General features: G+C 42.5%; 23 protein-coding genes. 17 read left to right on the top strand and 6 right to left on the bottom strand.

The features are described 5' to 3' along the window. Position 1: 1 nt before the first annotated feature. The gene (locus tag FTU16_RS08580) at positions 2–454 is read right to left on the bottom strand and encodes a YcgN family cysteine cluster protein (protein WP_168379729.1); all 453 of its coding nucleotides are present in this window, start codon (positions 452–454) and stop codon (positions 2–4) included. Between the two features lie 167 nt (positions 455–621). Here FTU16_RS08580 and FTU16_RS08585 point away from each other — a divergent pair, with 167 nt between their 5' ends. Continuing rightward, a complete protein-coding gene (locus FTU16_RS08585; protein ID WP_005006601.1) occupies positions 622–780 on the top strand; it encodes a DUF1328 domain-containing protein in 159 nt (52 codons plus the stop codon). 163 nt (positions 781–943) lie between these two features. On the opposite strand, the gene murJ is transcribed toward FTU16_RS08585, so the two are convergent. After that, complete coding sequence (murJ, locus tag FTU16_RS08590) at positions 944–2,485, bottom strand: murein biosynthesis integral membrane protein MurJ (protein WP_078193266.1); 1,542 nt, start codon at positions 2,483–2,485, stop codon at positions 944–946. 86 nt (positions 2,486–2,571) lie between these two features. Then, positions 2,572–3,144, bottom strand: coding sequence for a 1,6-anhydro-N-acetylmuramyl-L-alanine amidase AmpD (gene ampD / locus FTU16_RS08595; RefSeq protein WP_180008605.1), 573 nt, complete (start codon positions 3,142–3,144; stop codon positions 2,572–2,574). A 198-nt stretch (positions 3,145–3,342) separates the two neighbouring features. On the opposite strand from ampD, the gene nadC reads away from it, so the two are divergent. Next, positions 3,343–4,188: a carboxylating nicotinate-nucleotide diphosphorylase gene (nadC, locus tag FTU16_RS08600; RefSeq protein ID WP_180008603.1), complete on the top strand. Its 846-nt coding sequence runs from the start codon at positions 3,343–3,345 to the stop codon at positions 4,186–4,188. Positions 4,189–4,261: 73 nt separating this feature from the next. On the opposite strand, the gene FTU16_RS08605 is transcribed toward nadC, so the two are convergent. Beyond that, positions 4,262–4,507 (bottom strand): hypothetical protein, encoded by a 246-nt coding sequence (locus tag FTU16_RS08605; RefSeq protein WP_180008601.1) that lies wholly within the window; start codon positions 4,505–4,507, stop codon positions 4,262–4,264. A gap of 150 nt (positions 4,508–4,657) precedes the next feature. Beyond that, positions 4,658–5,374, bottom strand: coding sequence for a ribonuclease PH (gene rph / locus FTU16_RS08610; protein WP_078190634.1), 717 nt, complete (start codon positions 5,372–5,374; stop codon positions 4,658–4,660). 176 nt (positions 5,375–5,550) lie between these two features. Here rph and FTU16_RS08615 point away from each other — a divergent pair, with 176 nt between their 5' ends. Further along, positions 5,551–6,228: a TetR family transcriptional regulator gene (locus FTU16_RS08615; protein ID WP_180004330.1), complete on the top strand. Its 678-nt coding sequence runs from the start codon at positions 5,551–5,553 to the stop codon at positions 6,226–6,228. Between the two features lie 37 nt (positions 6,229–6,265). On the opposite strand, the gene FTU16_RS08620 is transcribed toward FTU16_RS08615, so the two are convergent. Further along, complete coding sequence (locus FTU16_RS08620) at positions 6,266–6,883, bottom strand: thiol:disulfide interchange protein DsbA/DsbL (protein ID WP_111885097.1); 618 nt, start codon at positions 6,881–6,883, stop codon at positions 6,266–6,268. A gap of 182 nt (positions 6,884–7,065) precedes the next feature. Between FTU16_RS08620 and ubiG the strand changes: the two genes are divergently transcribed. From ubiG to FTU16_RS08690, 14 genes are all read left to right on the top strand, one after another. Beyond that, positions 7,066–7,776 (top strand): bifunctional 2-polyprenyl-6-hydroxyphenol methylase/3-demethylubiquinol 3-O-methyltransferase UbiG, encoded by a 711-nt coding sequence (gene ubiG / locus FTU16_RS08625; protein ID WP_111885096.1) that lies wholly within the window; start codon positions 7,066–7,068, stop codon positions 7,774–7,776. Then, positions 7,776–8,474 carry an HAD family hydrolase gene (locus FTU16_RS08630; protein WP_180163088.1) on the top strand — a complete coding sequence of 233 codons (699 nt, stop codon included), beginning with the start codon at positions 7,776–7,778 and terminating at the stop codon, positions 8,472–8,474. Before ubiG ends, FTU16_RS08630 begins: the two co-directional genes overlap by 1 nt. A 36-nt stretch (positions 8,475–8,510) precedes the next feature. Then, positions 8,511–9,260: a YciK family oxidoreductase gene (locus FTU16_RS08635; RefSeq protein WP_078190639.1), complete on the top strand. Its 750-nt coding sequence runs from the start codon at positions 8,511–8,513 to the stop codon at positions 9,258–9,260. Positions 9,261–9,429: 169 nt separating this feature from the next. Then, positions 9,430–9,849 carry a hypothetical protein gene (locus tag FTU16_RS08640; protein ID WP_180063057.1) on the top strand — a complete coding sequence of 140 codons (420 nt, stop codon included), beginning with the start codon at positions 9,430–9,432 and terminating at the stop codon, positions 9,847–9,849. Between the two features lie 232 nt (positions 9,850–10,081). Next, positions 10,082–10,237: a hypothetical protein gene (locus tag FTU16_RS08645; protein ID WP_168379727.1), complete on the top strand. Its 156-nt coding sequence runs from the start codon at positions 10,082–10,084 to the stop codon at positions 10,235–10,237. 310 nt (positions 10,238–10,547) lie between these two features. Next, positions 10,548–10,958, top strand: a complete 411-nt coding sequence (locus FTU16_RS08650) for an RcnB family protein (protein WP_180008591.1) — start codon at positions 10,548–10,550, stop codon at positions 10,956–10,958. 241 nt (positions 10,959–11,199) lie between these two features. Continuing rightward, a complete protein-coding gene (locus tag FTU16_RS08655) occupies positions 11,200–11,610 on the top strand; it encodes an RcnB family protein (protein ID WP_180004327.1) in 411 nt (136 codons plus the stop codon). 131 nt (positions 11,611–11,741) lie between these two features. Further along, positions 11,742–13,094, top strand: a complete 1,353-nt coding sequence (gene argA, locus FTU16_RS08660) for an amino-acid N-acetyltransferase (RefSeq protein WP_180163089.1) — start codon at positions 11,742–11,744, stop codon at positions 13,092–13,094. A 338-nt stretch (positions 13,095–13,432) separates the two neighbouring features. Further along, positions 13,433–14,395 (top strand): sulfonate ABC transporter substrate-binding protein, encoded by a 963-nt coding sequence (locus FTU16_RS08665; RefSeq protein ID WP_180163090.1) that lies wholly within the window; start codon positions 13,433–13,435, stop codon positions 14,393–14,395. 26 nt (positions 14,396–14,421) lie between these two features. Beyond that, positions 14,422–15,411 carry an aliphatic sulfonate ABC transporter substrate-binding protein gene (locus tag FTU16_RS08670; RefSeq protein ID WP_180163091.1) on the top strand — a complete coding sequence of 330 codons (990 nt, stop codon included), beginning with the start codon at positions 14,422–14,424 and terminating at the stop codon, positions 15,409–15,411. 33 nt (positions 15,412–15,444) lie between these two features. Beyond that, complete coding sequence (gene ssuD / locus FTU16_RS08675; RefSeq protein ID WP_180009570.1) at positions 15,445–16,620, top strand: FMNH2-dependent alkanesulfonate monooxygenase; 1,176 nt, start codon at positions 15,445–15,447, stop codon at positions 16,618–16,620. Beyond that, positions 16,620–17,435 carry an aliphatic sulfonate ABC transporter permease SsuC gene (ssuC, locus tag FTU16_RS08680; protein WP_078190647.1) on the top strand — a complete coding sequence of 272 codons (816 nt, stop codon included), beginning with the start codon at positions 16,620–16,622 and terminating at the stop codon, positions 17,433–17,435. Before ssuD ends, ssuC begins: the two co-directional genes overlap by 1 nt. A gap of 10 nt (positions 17,436–17,445) precedes the next feature. After that, positions 17,446–18,252, top strand: a complete 807-nt coding sequence (locus FTU16_RS08685; protein ID WP_078190648.1) for an ABC transporter ATP-binding protein — start codon at positions 17,446–17,448, stop codon at positions 18,250–18,252. Between the two features lie 347 nt (positions 18,253–18,599). Further along, positions 18,600–19,220, top strand: coding sequence for a TetR/AcrR family transcriptional regulator (locus FTU16_RS08690; protein ID WP_078190649.1), 621 nt, complete (start codon positions 18,600–18,602; stop codon positions 19,218–19,220). Positions 19,221–19,229: the final 9 nt, after the last annotated feature.

Here is a 19,229-nt window from a genome sequence, read left to right on the forward strand (position 1 = left end):
TTTAGCGTACCCAACGCACAATATAATCTTCAATATCATCAGGGTTGACGTCTTCTTCACTGATGCAACGCCCTGCGGCAGACTTTCGTGCCTTCAAAATACTGTCACGACTTCCCGTCACTAGATGATGCCAACGCGGTAAATCTTTCCCTTCAGAAATTCTACGATAAGCACAGCTCGGCGGTAGCCAATGAAATTGGTGAATTTGTTCAGGTGTCAGCTGTATGCAGTCTGCAACGTGTGATTTGCGATTTGGATAATCGGAACAACTGGCGGTTTCACAATCTAAAAGTTTGCATGCCACTTTGGTGTAAGCCACCTCTTGCGTATCTTCATCTTCAAGCTTGATTAAACAACAAAGCCCGCAACCATCACAGAGGGACTCCCACTCCAAATGGGTGAGTTCAGTCAAAGCATGCTTTTTCCAAAAATGTGGGCGTAGAGTATCGGTCATCTTCTCGCTCGCAACGAAGGTGGCAGGCATATTAACTGAACCCGCACATAAATTCCTTGTTTAAGTTACCGAATATTGAACATTAAATAAACAAAAGAATACATAGCATGCTTTCTGTGACTCCTATACTGATGAGACAGAATAAAAAATCACATGGAGATAAAACTATGTTCCGCTGGGCTATTATTTTCGCTGTAATTGCTTTGATTGCGAGTCTGCTAGGTTTTGGTGGTGTGGCAGGCTTATCCAAAGACTTTGCTGTTATTCTTTTGGTTATTGCAGTCATTCTCGCAATTGTTGGTTTCCTCTCTCGAGGAAAAGTTTAGGCGACTGATTGAATGTCGTTTTAAACTACAAATTACTCCCCTCAGACTCATGAATCAGAAACGTATGTTTTTATCATCTTGAGTCTCAATCAAAAAAATAAGAGCCTATAGGCTCTTATTTTTTTACATCCACGTAAACTTACTACGTTGTATGGTTTTAGCTTTATGGTTTTAAGTGACGTGGTCTAAAGCCTGTTGCAATTAAGGCGATACCATAAGCAGCAACACCAATCACACATAAGATGATCACTTCCGCGACACGCATCCACGCAGATACATCACCGTTGTACCATGTTAAGCCATACCACAGTGCAGCAATCATCACAGCATTGGCTATCGCAAACTGAATCACCAACTTTTTCCAATGTGCGCCAAAGCGAAAAATATTGCGCTTATGTAAATAAAAATACAGCATCCCTGCATTCACTAATGCGGAACCAGAGGATGCCAATGCCAAGGCCATATGCTCAGCATGCCAATCAATCAGTTTAAAGAATCCAATAAACACCACGTTAAGAATGGCATTGGCTGCGACCGCCATTAAACCTACACGTACAGGAGTTTTGGTATCTTGTTGCGCATAAAACCCTGGTGCAAACACTTTAATGAGCATGAATGAAATCACACCGGCACTCATACATTGCAATGCCAATGCGGTCATCTGTGTATCTTCAAAGCTAAATTGACCACGTTCAAATAAGGCCTGAATAATAGGTGTAGAGAGCATGAAAAGCGCAATACTTGCAGGCACACCCACCAAGATAATGACCTTAGCTGCCCAATCAATCATACGACGGAATTTTTCTTGATCTTGTTCAGCATGACGCGCAGACAACGAAGGTAAAATTACGGTACCTATCGCGACACCAATTAAGCCCAATGGCAATTCGGTCATCCGTTCGGCACTGTATAACCATGACACCGAACCATCTTGCATGAAAGACGCCCAAATGGTGTTCAACAGTAGGTTGATCTGCGTCACTGAGACACCAAACAGTGCTGGCAGCATCAACTTCATGATGCGATCAACACCTTCGTGTTTGAAGTCAACTTTCGGTGGAATCAGTAATTTTTTACGCCACAGCTCTGGAATCTGAATCGCCAATTGTAAGAAGCCTGCAGCGACAACAGACCAACCTAAAGCCATAATTGGCTCGGCCATATAAGGGGTTAACCATAGCGCACCGGCAATCATCGCGACATTAAGTAACACTGGAGCGAACGCAGGTGTACTGAATGAGCCATAACTATTCAAAATACTGCTGGCAAATGCCGTTAAGGACATAAACAGTAAGTAAGGAATCGTTAGGCGGAACATATCGGTAGCTAACGCAAACTTGTCTGCATCACCATGGAAACCCGGTGCATAGATATAAATAATCGCGGGTGCCGCCACCATTGCGATGAACGTCAAACTAGTCATCACCAGACCTAAACAGCCAAAAACACGGCTAATCAGAATCTGGACTTCGGCATGGGTTCGACTGGTTTTATATTCAGTCAATACAGGAATAAAGGCTTGTGAAAATGCCCCTTCTGCGAATAAGCGCCTAAAAAAGTTAGGAATACGAAAGGCAACCACGAAGGTATCGAAGTCTTTACCTGCACCAAATACATTTAACAGGACAATATCCCGTACCAGTCCCAATACACGGGACAACATAGTCATTGCACTGACAATAACTGTCGAACGCCAAAGCGCCATCGGTATTTCTCACTTTTGAAAGTGCGCCTATTGTAATGAAACTCGTCAAGGAATTTCATTGGTTTATTAAACGCAGTGTGTATTGTTTATTTGTTTTTAAAATGATGCAGCTGCTGACGAAAAGCGTTCCACTCAAAAAATGGACCCGGATCAGTTTTACGTCCCGGTGCAATATCTGAATGCCCTGCAATATGTTGTTGAATTTTAGGATAAGCCTGTTGTAAACACGCCACGACCTCTGTCAGCACGGCATATTGTGCAGCTTCAAAAGGTAAATCATCACTTCCTTCGAGCTCAATACCTATCGAATAATCATTACATTCTTTTTGCGCTAAATAGGTTGAACGACCAGCATGCCAAGCCCGATCATTAAAATTGACAAACTGTAGGACTTCGCCTGTACGCAGGATCAATAAATGTGTCGATACCTGCATCCCTTCAATGGTTTGAAAATAAGGATGTTTCGACCAATCCAACTGATTTTGGAAAAATTGTTCGATATAACCACCGCCAAACTGAGAAGGTGGCAAACTAATATTATGAATGACGACAAGCTGAATTTCGGTATCTTCAGGACGCTGGTTAAAATTCGGTGATGGAACTTGACGCGCACCTAGCAATTGCCCATCCTGCACCTGAAATGTTGTTGCTTGTGACATAAAAAAATCCTGTGTCTAAGCCGGCCTGCAATGCTGCAGATCAAAACGCCGAGCCCTACTTGAAAGTTTTAATGCTAAAACTTTCACATTGAAATCTCAATTCAAGTCTGTGAAAGGAGTTAAAAATCGCTCATTTTTAAGGAACAATGCTAATATAACGCGCACATTTTCCTGGGTTAAAAAGATACGGAACTTCTTATGAGCATATCGCAATCTTTGCTTGAACAATCAATCCAAATCAATATTCAACACGCACTACAAGAAGATATTGGCGAAGGCGATATTACAGCCCTGTTAACTCCAGAAGATGAACAAGCGACCGCAACAATTATTAGTCGTGAAGATATGGTGCTAGCAGGGCAACCGTGGGTCAATGCGCTCATTCAAACTTTTGATGCAAGTGTACAAGTCACATGGTTAAAAAATGATGGGGAACGTGTCTCAGCAGGTGAGGCTTTCTTAAAATTAGCAGGTTCTGCACGTAGCCTATTAACCGTTGAACGCCCTGCACTGAATTTTGTGCAAACATTATCGGCTGTAGCCACTAAAACAGCTGAATATGTTCAACAACTGGAAGGTTTGAATACTCGTCTACTCGATACCCGTAAAACCTTACCAGGCCTACGTATTGCACAAAAATATGCAGTTGCTGTCGGAGGTGGTCAAAACCATCGCTTAGGTTTATTTGATGCGTTTTTAATTAAAGAAAACCACATCATGGCTGCTGGTGGCATTAGCCAAGCTATTGCTAAAGCGCATACCATTGCTCCGGGTAAACCCGTTGAAGTGGAAGTAGAAACTTGGGACGAACTCAACCAAGCGTTGGAAGCAGGTGCGGATATTGTGATGTTGGATAACTTTAGTCAGCAACAAATGATTGATGCTGTCAAACACGTGAATGGTCGCTGCAAACTTGAAGCCTCAGGCAATATCACCATTGCAAACTTACGTGAAGTGGCAACGACAGGGGTCGATTATATTTCGATGGGTGTACTCACCAAAGATGTCACAGCGATTGATTTATCGATGCGCTTTAATGCCTAACGCTCTAGACTTACTCTAAACATAAATAAAGGGTGCTGTAGCACCCTTTTTGATGCTTAAGATCTAGCATGACTTAATCATCATCTTGCTGTTGTTTTGAACTTCGTCGAGCTTCATCTTCATGCTCGGAGTCCTTTTCATGCTCCGCATCGTCTTCATGCTGCTCGCGCTCATCTTGATCATCGTCCTGATCTTTTGAGTTTTCACTTTGTTCAGAAAAACGACCACCTTCACGCTCTTGATCCTGATTTCCAAAAAAATCACAACCACTGATCAACAATACGATGAACAAAGAAAAATACATCATCCAATTTTTCATTTTTAGTCCTTCAAAGCATCCTGATCCTATTAATTTGAGCCAAAGACACGCTACTGAATAGCCGATTCGTGTTGGATTTTCTATATTCAACGCATAAAAAAACGCATCCGAAGATGCGTTCTTTATTCAGTTTGAACTGAATCAAACAACTTACCAGCCTAAAGCTTCTTGTTGTTTTTTGATCAATTCTTGAATGCCTTTTTCAGCAAGTTCAAGCATTTCATTACACTGTGTACGTGTAAACGGTTTGTCTTCTGCTGTACCTTGAAGTTCAATGAACTCACCAGCTTGTGTCATCACTACGTTCATGTCTGTTTGGCAGCTTGAATCTTCTTCATAGCAAAGATCAAGTAATGCTTCGTCTTGATACATCCCTACAGAAATCGCAGCAACTAAACCTTTTAATGGATCTTGTTTAATTTTTTTATTTTCAAGCAAGACATTCATTGCATCAACCAAGGCAACAGCTGCACCTGTAATTGATGCTGTACGTGTACCGCCATCTGCCTGAATCACATCACAGTCGATACTGATGGTATTTTCACCCAATTTTTTCAAATCCACCATCGCGCGTAAGCTACGACCAATCAGACGTTGAATTTCTTGAGTACGACCGCTTTGTTTACCACGCGCCGCTTCACGGTCAGTACGTGTATGTGTTGAACGAGGTAACATGCCATATTCAGCAGTCACCCAACCCTGACCTTTTCCTTTAAGGAAACGCGGTACTGAGTTGTCAACACTTGCAGTACAAAGAACTTTTGTATGACCAAATTCAACCAATACAGAACCTTCCGCATAACGTGTGTAGTTACGGGTAATTTTTACTTCACGTAATTGATCTAATGCTCGTTGGTCGATACGCATAATGAGTCCTTAATCTGACAAAATTGATTGCGGCACATTATAACAGAAGGTACAGCCAGATTCGGGACGCATTCGTGTGCATTTACAAAATCCATTCATCCAAGTTTTGATAGGCCCATCGTACGACATCAGGAAATTTGTTAGACTGAAGCCACGCAAAATTCAGGACGAATTGCATGTCGATACGGGAAGAACGTAAGCAACAAAGTCGTAAAGCTATCCTTGATGCAGCGCTTGCATTGAGTACCACAGGCCGTTCTTTTAGCAGTCTGAGCTTACGCGAAATTTCCCGTCATGTCGGCTTGGTTCCTGCTGCGTTTTATCGCCATTTTCAGGACATGGATGAGCTCGGTTTGGAACTAGTCGACCAAATGGCCCTGCACCTTCGGAATGTCCTCAATCAACTGAGTCAGCAATGCTTTCAAGCACCAGATGCACGCACACGACAAAGTCTGGATTATTTATTTCATGCCGTTGAGCAATTTCCTGAGGCATGGATGTTTCTTATTGCTGAACGTTGGGGTGGTTCAGCATTCTTAAGACAAGCCATTACTCGTGAGTTTAATTTTCTCAGTACCGATTTGGCCCATGCACTGGCTCAAGTTGAAGCGACTCAACATATTCAATCCGAACAAGACCTCAAAGTATTGGGACAAATTTTGTTTGAATTGGCCTTAAGTTGGGCAATGCAGTGGATTGACATACATCGACATATTGACCTTCCACAACGTACTGATGCGCTACAACAATTTCGCCGCCAAGCTCAGACTCAAGTTCAGCTCTTATTTCGTGGCATCTTACATTGGGATCGATCTTTGGCTCAAATCTCTGATCCACAAAATTTATCGCCATAAAAAAGCCGCATCGAGTGCGGCTTTTTTATGATATCTGTTATTTCGCTTTGCGTTCTTTATCAACAAGGAATTTCACGATTTCAACGGTACGTGCATCTTCACCTTGTACGATGTATTTACCATTGACGGTAATCGCAGGCACGCCGCTCAATTGATATTGAGCCGCTAAGCTTTTCGCTTGAGCAATTTTTGAAGACACAGCAAATGATTTAAATGTGCTGTTAAATTTCGCTTCAGGAACACCATAACGGGTGTAGAACTTAGCAAATGCGCCTTGTTCTAAGATATTTTTTTGACCCACATGAATGTCATGGAACAATTGTAAATGTGCTTTTTGACGAACACCTAGTGCTTCCGATGCATAGTAAGCACGCGCGCCTTGTTCCCAAAGTGGATTCATTGCTGCAGGTGTACGGACAAAACGTACATCTTTAGGCAATTGCTTTAACCACGTTTGCATATGCGGTTCTAATGTAAAACAATGTGGGCAGCCATACCAAAAGAACTCACGGACTTCGATTTTACCCGGACGTTCGACTTTAATCGGTTTTGGAATAACCGTGTAATCAGTCCCCGCGACAAATTGTGCTGCCATCGCACTGCCGGAAAAAGCCAAAATAGCTGTTGTAATCGTGCCTAAAAGGAATTTTTTCATTGAACTTATCGTCCTCAAAATCATTATGATTAGTTTATGGCAACACTATAAATCAAATCTGTCGATTTCGTTTTCATTCTGTGAACTTTTTTAAGGCTTTTATCGCTTTTTTTTCAGGACGCGCTACACTAACTCCCATAAACTTTTTTCTAAAATATAAAGACTTGATTGAGGTGCAACCGATGTCGCAATTGAATGTTGATCCACAAGAAATTGCCAAATTTGAAGCTTTCGCAGCCATATGGTGGGATCAGCATTCTGAGTTCCGCCCTTTGCACATGATTAATCCTTTGCGTTTGAACTGGATAGATGAGCATTCAAATGGCATCACTGGCAAGAAAGTATTAGATGTGGGCTGTGGCGGCGGTATTTTAGCTGAAAGTATGGCACGTCGCGGTGCGCAAGTATTGGGTATCGACATGGGCGAAGCGCCATTAAATGTTGCACGCCTACATGCCGAACAAGAAAATGTGCAAAATATTGAATATCGCCAAGTGCCTGTAGAGCAATTGGCAGAAGAGCAAGCAGGTCAATATGACGTCGTTACCTGTATGGAAATGCTGGAACACGTACCTGATCCAGCATCAATTATTTTAGCGTGTCAAAAACTGGTAAAACCGGGTGGTCATGTATTCTTCTCGACCATTAACCGTAATCCTAAAGCCTATTTGTTTGCGATTATTGGTGCGGAATATGTTTTACGCATGTTGGCTAAAGGCACACATGATTATTCGAAGTTTATTAAGCCTTCAGAATTAGCTCATGATATTCGTCAAGCCCAGTTAAAACTCAAAGATATGACGGGTTTACATTATAACCCAATCACCAAACGCTATTGGCTCGCACCGAATGTGGATGTGAACTACATGGTTCATACGGTGAAAGAAGCCTAATGAAAGCTGTACTCTTTGATCTTGACGGTACACTGATTGATACCGCGGCTGATTTTATTCGTATTATTCAAGACATGTGCCGTGACAAAGGCATTGCGGTGGTCAGTGCAGAAGACATTCGTGTACAAGTATCTGAAGGCGCGCGTGCCATGGTCAAACTGGTCTATCCAGAGTTAGACGTTGAAGATCCTGTCTTTCTGGCACATCGTCAACGCTTTCTAGATCTGTATGGTGCTGATATTGCAGTTGATACCGATCTGTTTGAAGGCATGTATCCACTACTCGCAGAGTTAGAACAACATCAAATTCCGTGGGGTATCGTCACCAATAAACCGCGCTCACTCAGTGAAGCGTTGCTCAAAGCGCTGAATTTGACTGAGCGCTGCTCGGTATTGGTTTGCCCAGATGATGTCAGTAAAACCAAGCCAGACCCAGAGCCGATGTATTTAGCCGCCAAGCACATTCATCTAGATGCTCAAGACTGTATCTATGTCGGTGATCATCCACGTGATATCGATGCAGGTCGTAATGCGCAGATGTACACGATTCTTGCGGCTTATGGCTATTTACCTTTACAACACAAAGATGACTTAACAGCTTGGCATGCAGATTGTATAGTGAAGACTGTTGCTGACCTGCATGAAGCCATTCATGATTTGGTCATCAAACCGAAAACGCTCAACACAGCGACTTTATAACGATAGAACACAACACAATAAAACGAGGAGGTACGGATGAAATATTCAGAATATCAACCTCGCCCCGATCTGCTCAAAGATCGCATTATCCTGATTACAGGTGCGGGCGATGGTATTGGCCGTGCGGCTGCCCTCAGTTATGCCTTACATGGCGCAACCGTGGTCTTACATGGACGCACACTGAATAAACTAGAAGTGATTTACGATGAAATTGAAGGCTTGGGTGCCCCCCAACCGGCGATTTTACCGCTACAACTGTCTAGTGCCTCTCCTCGTGATTATGAGCTGTTGGTCGATACCTTAGAAAAGCAATTTGGTCGCCTAGACGGCATTTTGCATAATGCTGGGATTTTGGGTGAGCGAACTGAACTAGAACATTATCCTGTGGATGTATGGGATGATGTCATGGCGGTGAACCTTCGCGCGCCCTTTGTACTGACTCAAGAGCTGATGCCACTACTACAAAAATCTGAGCATGCCTCAGTGGTCTTTGCCAGTTCGGGTGTGGGACGTGAAGCCCGTGAACGTTGGGGCGCGTACTCGGTTTCAAAAATTGCCATTGAAGCCGTAAGCACATTGTTCGCTAAAGAAAATGAACACCCCAATATTCGTTTTAACTGTATTAACCCTGGTGCGACACGTACTGCCATGCGTGCAAAAGCTTATCCAGACGAAGATCCAAAAACTTTGCCTACGCCTGAAAGCATCATGCCTGCATATTTATATTTAATGGGTGACGACAGCTTGCATTTAACCGGTGCCAGCATAGATGCCCAAGATGAATAGGGTGAAAACCCAATTTAAAAAGGAAGATCGCGCTTCCTTTTTTTATGTCTTGAATCTTTACAACGCATCATTAACCGACTGATTTTGCAGTGACCACGCGAAAGTCGACTTGAGTTTTTAGCAAATTTGCCGATACTTGGGGCATTCTTTAAAAACATTGGATTGATACATGTCTGACTTTAGCAATATTACAGTGACTCCAACTGAGGATGGCATGGTTAACCTACTGGTCGATGGTCAACCGATTTCAGCAAAATATGGGATGAAATTCGACCCGAGTATCGTGGACGATTTAAAAGGATTAGATGTCGGTCAAAATGCAAAATTATTTGAACAATTTATTTTTTCGCATACTGACTTAAACTTTGAGCATGCCTATTTCTATATCACTTGCATTCAAAAGCAAGAAGCAGGCTTTCAAGTGATCACTAACTTTGTTTATCGCATCATTGCGCAAGATCAAGCACCGTTTGAGCATGTGATTACCAAACAAGGTGCAGCAATGACACCTGAAGATATTAATGAATTTATTCAAGCTCATATTCAAAAATCATTAACGGATTATACTGACCTGAAATACGCATACTAAGTGTGTTCCAAGTGAAAAATTCATGTTTAAAAAGGGCCATTTGATGCCCTTTTTTTAAACCCTTAGATTAGCATTTGAAATTCAACAAGCTTTGATCAATAGACAGCTTCATTACCCAACTTTCCATTGATCGTATTTTTAAATTATTTTTATAATAATATTCGGTTTTTCAAATTAAGTATAAAAGCATAGACTGCTGGCCATGACATAGACCGACGGCAAGGAGACCCAAATGGCTGATCAAACACGCAAAATTGAAACCATTCGTTCAATTGAAAACTTACAACTGACTGAAAATTTGATCTCTGCAATGGACGATGCCGAGCAAGCTGAATCTGTGGCTCAAGCGATTTATTCACTCCAATGCCTCAATGAGCAGTGGTACTAAAACCCGGATTTACTCACCTTTTCCAGTCCAGTATCTCTACCCCATTTGCCCATCAAGACTTGATGGGCGTTTTTGATCGTGCTTACAATAGACCTCAAATTTGATCAAGACTGCATTGCAAGGATAAAAAGCACGCATTATCGGACCATCGCTTTCAATATGGAAAGATTGTTCTCAGCGCGAAATTTATCGCATAATATCCGCAATCTCTTCGTTTTATTTAAAGAAATATTCATCTTTCTTCACAGTTTCTCTGCATTTAATGCGTACAGTAGTGATATTGAAGATAAATTACTCATGAGGGTTGAACATGAAAAAGATTTTGCCAATTTTGGCTCTTTCTTTCAGTGCTTTAATAGCAAGCAGCATCACGTCTGCAGCGCCTCACTTCAAGAACGATGAACGTGGCTTTGATGGCCCACGCGGCAATGCATATGGTCAAATGAAAAAAGATCGTGATTTCCGTGGTTATCAGGACGATGACGATCTTGAAGATCGACGCCGTATGCGTGAACAACGTGGAGTCAAACGTTTGCAACAACATAAATGGCAAACGGGCTATGTGATGCCACAGCATTATCGTGGTAATGGTTATAAAGTCGATTATAAAGACCATAACTTACCTAAACCATCGCGTAATCAGCAATGGTATAAAATCAATAATGACTACATATTGGTCAACTCAGATAGTAACAGTATTCTGAAAATTTTAGGTATGTAAGCCATTTTGAATTAAATTTCGCCATATTTTTTAAAGCCCAGATTAACTCTGGGTTTTTTTATGAGGTTTTTCAACATTTAACCGAAAAGCCTGATGCTGCCTAGCTTTCAGGTCATTTGCACACCTTCAAATTTCCTCCATACATTTCACAATTCAACTATATTACCCCCACGCTTTCTCTGAACTTTCTCGCTAATTTTGAATCATCGAAAAACAGATTAGAAATGTATAGAGGTGTCCCATGAACAAAATCGTATCGACTTTAGTTCTTTCAGTATCGGCTTTAATGGCAACGACAGCAGCAATCGCTGCACCAGACCATCGTCAAGATGACCGCCGTTACCATCCGTCATACCAACATCAAGATAACCGTTGGAACAATGACCACCGTCCGAGCAATTGGAATAACAACAACCGTTATGACAATAATCGCTACGACCGTAATGACTCTCGTCGTGTAAACCCAAGCCGTGATTGGCGTGTCGGTCAAAGCTTTCCACGTTATTTCGACTCAAGCCGCTACAAAGTGAGTGATCGTGAAGCACGCCGCTTACCGAACACCGGTCGTTATCAACAATGGTACAAAATCAATGGTGATTACGTGCTAGTCAATGATCGTACCGATCGCATCATTCGAATTAAGAATGGCTAATCATTCAACGATCTCTTGAGTCCCTTTCCCAACACCTGAACACTGTTCAGGTGTTTTTTTATATTTGCTTTCCGCTGTCATCTGTTTTTGTTTAGAATCATCCATAACAGAGCGAATAAACAGGCATAGGCATGCAAACGAATATCACTGAACCATCTTCCAGCACAACCTTACAGTATGTGCATTGGTTCCGTCATTCTGCACCCTATATTAATGCGCATCGTAACAAAACCTTTGTCATCATGTTTGATGGTGAAGCGCTGCAACATGAAAATTTTCAACACATTATTCATGATATTGCCTTATTACACTCACTTGGTATTCGTCTAATTTTGGTGCATGGTGCTCGTCCGCAAATCAATTATAATTTACAAAGCAGCGGCATCCAGACACCATTTCATCATCATCGTCGCATCACCACTCGCGAATCTTTACCTGCTGTGATGAATGCTGTTGGCTCCATTCGTCTGCAAATTGAAGCCCTCCTATCTATGGGTTTAGCCAACTCACCGATGTACGGCGCGCGTATTGATGTGGTCTCAGGCAATTTGGTCACGGCAAAACCGTATGGCATTCGTGACGGTATCGATTTTCAACTGTCTGGTGAAGTTCGTTCCGTCGATATCGATGCGATTCAACGTCATTTAGAGAGCCAAAATATTGTGGTGCTTGCGCCAACAGGTTATTCCACGACAGGTGAAGTGTTTAATTTATTGGCTGAAGAAGTTGCGACCAAAACCGCCATTAGCTTAAAAGCGGATAAGTTAATTTTCTTGGGCAAACAACATGGTTTACACAATGAACATGGGCAGCTACAACGCGAAATTACGCCTCATCAACTTGATCAGCATATTTTGCAATATCAAGATTCTAACCCCGATATTGCCCTGCATTTAAGCGTTGCCAAAGATGCCTCCCTTCAAGGCGTACATCGTGTTCATCTCATTTCCTATGCTTATGATGGCGCATTGATCGAAGAATTGTTCACACGTGACGGTTCTGGCACCATGATCACTGATGCGCATTATGAAGAAGTACGTACTGCCGATATTCAAGATGTTGGCGGCTTAATCAATCTCTTACGTCCTCTCGAACAAGAAGGTATCTTGGTTTATCGCTCACGCGAACGTCTGGAAAATGAAATTGGACAATTTGCAGTGATTGAACGTGACGGTACGATTTTGGCCTGCGCTGCGTTATACCCGATTCCTGTCACAGGGAATGAAAAACGCTCTGCTGAAATCGCGTGCGTAGCTGTGCATCCAGGGTATCGAAAATCAAATCGCGGTAGCCAAATTTTGCATTATTTAGAAGAAAAAGCGCGAGATTTAGGTATCGAACAATTGTTTATTTTGACCACACGAACAGCGCATTGGTTCCTTGAACAAGGTTTTGAACAAGTCAGTGTCGATGACTTACCGAATGCCCGTCAGGCCTTATATAACTATCAAAGAAACTCATTGGTTTGTAAAAAGTCACTTTAAAGTGGCTTTTTTTATGCGCTGAATAGCATTATTTTGCATAAGGTTATGCCGAATCCCTTGGCATAACCCTTCAATCACTTTGCAAGCCACAGAATAACTATATCTGCCATTTAAATAACCATAATAAATAAAATAATTTCAACAACTTAAAATAATACCTCTGCACATTATATGTTTTTCTAAAATCATAATTTTTCATAAGTTTTGCTGATTTTTATTTATCTTTTTTCCTGATTTTAAATTTAAGTTTTCTTATTTTTTTCGAAAAAGAAAACTCTTTAGCTTATGTGTTCATAAATCAACAGTTCTGCAACTTTAGGCCTTTATAGGAGCAACACATGCGTACGCACAAAGCAAAACTTTGGACAAAAACACTTGTACTGTCTACAGCGGTTGTGGGTGCCATGATGATGTCGGGCTGTGGCAAAAAAGAGGCTGAAGAAAATGTCACCTTAAATATCGGCTTCCAAAAATATGGCTTATTGCCAATTTTAAAAGAACGCGGAACTTTAGAAACAGCCTTAAAAAGCCAAGGTGTAAATATCAAATGGGTGGAATTTCCTGCGGGTCCACAGCTGCTTGAAGGCCTCAATGTGGGCAGCGTGTCATTTGGTGAAGTCGGTGAAGCACCGCCTATCTTTGCTCAAGCCGCTCAAACCGATTTGGTTTACATTGCCAACCAACCTGCAGTTCCAAAAGCTGAAGCGTTAATTGTGCAAAAAGATTCGGCTATTCACAGTATTCAGGACTTAAAAGGTAAACGTGTGGCCTTAAACAAAGGCTCAAACGTGCATTACCTCTTGCTCAAGTTGTTGGAAGCCAATCAACTCAAATTTAGCGACATCAATGTCGTGTATTTACCACCTGCCGATGCACGTGCTGCTTTTGAAAAAGGTGCAGTTGATGCATGGGTAATTTGGGACCCGTTCCTTTCTGCCGCTGAGCATCAACTTAATGCTCGCACCATTGCCAATGGCGAAAACTTGGTGAAGAACTACCAGTTCTATTTGGCCGATCGTAAATTTGCTCAGGAAAATCCAAAAGTCCTGCAAGCTGTGGTGAATGAGTTGAATTTGACCGCGCAATGGGTCTCAAAAAATCAAGACGAAGCGGCCAAGTTACTCGAAGGCAAAACCGGCTTAGGTCTAGATGTGCTTAAAACATCAATTTCTCGCTTAGGCAATCAAGTGACGCCGATTACTGCACAAGTGGCGCAAGAACAGCAGCAAGTCGCTGATGCGTTTTATAACGAAAAATTAATTCCAAATAAATTAAATATTGAGTCGGCCATTATCAAATAAGCCGACCACAGCATAAGGGCGATGCCATGCGTATTCTAAGAACATTTTCCATACTGACTTTAGCCACTTTTGGCCTTGGACTCAGTGCGTGCCAAAAACAAGAAACAGCACAGCAGGATCGTGAAAAACCAACTGAAACAGCCGTAAAAACCTTGGTTATTGGTTTTCAAAAATCAGCCCTAAATTTGCTGGTTGCCCGTGAACAAAAACTCTTTGAACAACAATTTCCCGGCGCTCACATTGAGTGGAAGGAGTTCCCTGCTGGCCCACAAATGTTAGAAGCCCTTGCGGTCGGTGCGGTGGATTATGGCTATGTCGGCAACACCCCGCCTATTTTTGCCCAAGCTGCCAATAAAGACCTGAATTATATTGGCTATGAAGTGGTGCCTGAACAGTCGCTTGCTGTCGTGATTCCAGCGGATAGCTCAATCAAAACCATTCAAGAATTACGTGGCAAACGCGTTGCTGTACAAAAAGGCTCGAGTGCGCATGAGTTATTAGCCAAGACTTTAGAAAAAGCCGGTTTGACTTGGAATGACATTCAACCAATTTGGATTCCACCAGCAGATGCACGTGCCGCATTTGATAAAAAATCAATTGATGCATGGGCCATTTGGGACCCGTTTTTATCTGCAGCGGAGTTGGATGCTCAAGCTAAAGTGCTGATTCAATCTGGTGATTTTCCAAAGACCTATTCATTTTATGTGGCAAATCCAAAAGTCGTTCAAGCGCACCCTGATGCCCCAGCTAAATTTTTAAAGGCCTTAGACGCTTCCGATCAGTGGATTGTGAAGAACCAAAATGTGGCTTTAGAGATTTATAAAAACAGCACAGGGCTGCAAAAGAATATTGCTGCGCAAGCCTTTTCACGCCGATCCAAACCATCTCCTGTGCGCTCGCTGACACCTGAGGTCATACAAGCACAGCAAAATATTGCGGACTTATTTAAACAAGTCCAACTGATTCCAAACAACATTCAAGTCCAAAAGCAAGTTTGGACACCTTCATCACATTGATACCCGAGCCATCAAAAATACAAGGAACTGAACATGAAAATTTTCTGGTTTATCCCTACCCACGGTGACAGTCGCTACTTAGGAACAAGTAAAGGTGCACGCCAAGTCGATCATGCCTACATGAAGCAAATTGCAGTAGCGGTGGATAATCTTGGCTATGAAGGCGTTCTGATTCCAACAGGTCGTTCATGTGAAGATCCATGGCTTACAGCTGCAAGCTTGATTGATGCCACTAAAAATTTAAAATTTCTAGTGGCGCTACGTCCGGGGGTGACAACGCCTGCACTAACTGCACGTATGGCTGCAACTTTTGACCGTTTATCTGGCGGCCGTATCTTACTGAACTTAGTTACAGGCGGTGATGAGCAGGAACTCAAGGGTGATGGTGTCTATGAAGATCACGCAACGCGTTACCAAACTGCCGCGGAATACACCACCATTTGGCGTGAAATTTTAACCCGCTCACATACCGGTGAAAGCTATACCTTCCATGGTGAACGTCTGAGTGTGGACGACGCCAAATTACTCTATCCGCCGCTACAAAAACCGTACCCACCATTATGGTTTGGCGGTTCTTCAGAGGCTGCTGTTGAACTGGCAACAGATCAAGTTGACACCTATTTGACTTGGGGTGAGCCACCTGCTGCGGTAAAAGAAAAAATTGCAGTGGTGCGTGAAAAAGCCAAAGCCAAAGGACGTGAACTGAATTATGGCATTCGTTTACATGTCATTGTGCGCGAAACCAATGAAGAGGCATGGAAAGCAGCAGAAGAGCTGATCCAATATGTCGACGATGCCACCATTGCAGCCGCGCAAGCCAAGTTCAAAACCATGGACTCTGTTGGTCAACGCCGTATGGCTGAACTGCACAATGGCGACCGTAGCAAATTAGAAGTATCGCCAAACTTATGGGCCGGTGTTGGTCTGGTTCGTGGTGGTGCAGGTACGGCACTCGTTGGTGATCCTGAAACCGTCGCCGCACGTATCCAAGAATATGCCGATCTCGGGATTAGCACCTTTATTTTCTCTGGTTACCCACACCTTGAAGAGTCGATCCGTTTTGCAGAATTAGTGTTCCCATTACTGCCATTGGAAACACGTCAGAAATTGGTTCAACCTAACTTAACCGGCCCATTTGGTGAGATTGTCGCGAACAATTACACACCAGATGAAAATAAAAAAGCTGAAAAGATTCAGGAGCCGGCCTAATGTCCAAAACTGTTTCTGTTGAAACCTTCAAAGCACCGAAGGTTTCACGTGGAACACAACTCGGGCAGCGTTTGCTGCCTTGGTTGTTTCCTATTGCATTAATTATTGTTTGGCAAATTGCCTCTGTTACAGGGCTGTTAGAAAGTCGTATTTTGCCTGCGCCAAGTGCGGTGGTGGTGGCCTTTTGGAACTTACTGATCAGTGGTGAACTGTGGAAGCATGTTCAAATCAGTGCCGGTCGTGCTTTGGTTGGGCTTTTAGTCGGCGGTGGATTAGGTCTTTTTTTAGGGCTGCTGAATGGTTCATCCAAAACAGCATCGACGCTACTCGATACCACGCTGCAAATGATCCGTAATATTCCTGCTCTTGCCCTGATTCCCTTGGTGATTTTATGGTTTGGGATCGATGAATCGGCCAAACTTTTTTTAGTCGCTATTGGCGTATTCTTTCCCATTTATATCAATACCTATCATGGTATTCGTTCTGTAGACCCTCAACTGATTGAAATGGGCAAAAGCTACGGTTTGAGTGGCTGGCAACTGTATAAAGAAATCATTCTACCGGGGGCGATGCCGTCTATTTTGGTTGGTCTGCGTTTTTCACTCGGGCTCGTTTGGGTTTTGTTGATTGTGGCAGAAACCATTTCTGCACAAGCCGGCATCGGTTATATGACCATGAATGCACGCGAATTTCTACAAACCGATATCGTCTTGGTCGGGATTTTATTGTATGCCCTACTCGGTAAATTAGCCGATGTACTGGCTGTTGCCTTAGAAAAATATTTACTCCGTTGGCACTCGGGTTACCAAAAATAAGGAGCATGTGATGACCGATTTAAGCATAAGCCGTCATGCAGACGACTCAACCCAACCTCAGCGTTCTTCTGTCGAGGATATCAATCCCCATGCAGTGTTGGGCGCAGAGATCCTGATTGAACAACTACACAAATTTTATGGCGATGTTAAAGTCCTTGAAGACCTTGACCTGCATATTCAACCCGGTGAATTCTTGGCGATTGTCGGTCGTAGTGGCTGTGGTAAAAGTACCCTGCTTCGCCTCATCGCCGACTTAGAAAAACCGAGTTATGGCGAAATTAAATTTAAGTCTGCACGTCATATTCGTGAAGGCATCACCAGTGATGATATTCGTGTGATGTTCCAAGACCCTCGCCTCCTGCCTTGGCGTAGCATTGAGAAAAATGTACAACTTGGTTTAAGCAAAGACCAACACGCCAATGCTACAGCACTCCTCGAAAAAGTCGGTTTAAAAGACAAAGCGGGGCTTTGGCCAACACAGCTGTCAGGGGGGCAACGTCAACGTACTGCACTGGCACGTGCTTTGTCACATAAACCACGCATTTTGCTGCTAGATGAACCACTGGGTGCGCTCGATGCCTTAACACGTTTAGATATGCAGAATTTGATTGAAAAACTCTGGACTGAACAAGGTTTTACCGCAATTTTGGTCACACATGATGTAAGTGAAGCCGTGCAGTTGGCAGACCGTATAATCTTGCTCGATAAAGGCCATATTGCCAAAGAATTTCGTGTCGATTTGGCCCGTCCACGAAAAAAAGGCATTGAATTTACTGAACTTGAACAACAGGTCTTACAAGCAGTGTTGGCCACTTAAGCTGTACTTGTGCAGGAAATCATCACTTAAACTGTGTGACTTCCTGTCCTGTTCTAGAGCAATATCGCAACATAACCACGTTTAGCATTTAGGGGAGATTTATCGCCTGTTGACAAATACATCACAAAAATTACGATAAATCATATAAATCCATGACTAAAAATAATGATTTATTTAAATTTCACCCTAAAATGATTATTTGAAATATTATGGTATTCGTCGTATTTATTTGACCGTTGAACAGAATAAACTGCCAAAATTCATAAAATTAGAAACGATGATTGTGCACAAATCTGTTGATTTGCCGTACAATTCAATATTCCCTTTTCATTTTCTTAAAAGAGCTAATGGAACAAAAAAAGAGTACCCAGAAACGCCACCAGTTGCTTAATGCAGCACTGGATGTCTTTTCCCTGTATGGCTTCAATGGCGCCAGCTTGGATGAGATCGCACAGATTGCAGAAATGCATAAATCGAATATTTTCTATTACTATGAAAATAAAGAAGCGCTTTATGTTGAAGTTCTGACAACGGTTCTACAAAAGTGGCTTGCTCCGCTACAAATGTTGGAAGCAGACCTTGAGCCTGAAGAAGCGATCACCAATTATCTATTGCAGAAAATTGAAGTATCTCGTACGCAACCGAAAGCCTCACGTTTGTTCGCACTTGAAGTCATTCAGGGCGCACCACACATTCTTGAAATTTTAAAAGGCCCACTAAAAAAATTAGTGAAACGCAAAGCCAAAGTCATTAGCAACTGGCAAGAGCAAGGTAAAATTTCAAAAGATATTGATCCAGAACTTTTAATTCTGAACATTTGGGCAATTACGCAAAACTATGCTGACTTTGCAACCCAAATGGAAATGGTCACTGGAAAAACCTTACGTAATCGCAGTATGCAACAACGGATTATTCAACATACCGTTCATATGATGCTTTACGGTGTAATTCCACGCCCAGAAAAGTAAATTGAATTG

The organism is Acinetobacter sp. YH12069 (assembly GCF_013419675.1).
GTDB classification, from domain to species: Bacteria; Pseudomonadota; Gammaproteobacteria; order Pseudomonadales; family Moraxellaceae; genus Acinetobacter; species Acinetobacter amyesii.